Genomic DNA, 555 nt, shown 5'->3' on the forward strand with positions numbered 1-555 from the left:
CTTGAGGCATATAGCCAAGCTCTACGGCCTTGCCGAAAATCTCATCTGCATATTCAACGTTATTCATATCACCAAACACGGCAATAACAGCTGAAGATGTATGAACTTGTTCACTGTTAAATTTCGCAAGTTCAGCTAGCTTTTCTTTTCCTTCCGGCGTTTCAATTACAACAAAGCGCCACGGCTGCATATTAACAGAAGAAGGAGCGCGCATAGCTTCTGTAAGAATTTCCTCCATTTCCTCACGGCTAATTTTTATTGAAGGATCATATTTTTTAATTGAACGACGTTTTAAAGCAATTTCGTTAAAGTCTTTTGTAGTCATAGTCATTATTCCTTTCTTTTTAGGCGTTAAACATATTTATTGTCATTTCCATATTTTTGATTGTGGACAATTGTTTGACATATCAATAATTGATACATCAACAATATAATACATTGATTTAAGAATTGCAAGGGAAAAAGTTTAAACTTTTGAAGTGGTGTGAATTGGAAGTGTGAAGAATCATTCTCCAGTGAACAAACAACTATAAAGAGAGTAAGGAAAAAAGAAAT

General features: G+C 34.2%; 1 protein-coding gene. It reads right to left on the bottom strand.

Annotation, left to right across the window (positions count from 1 at the left end):
* Positions 1-325 (bottom strand): nitroreductase family protein (locus AC27IT_RS28015; RefSeq protein WP_487092295.1); only part of this gene is annotated, 325 nt, incomplete at its 3' end.
* Positions 326-555: the final 230 nt, after the last annotated feature.

Source organism: Brevibacillus sp. YAE8 (genome assembly GCF_057543335.1).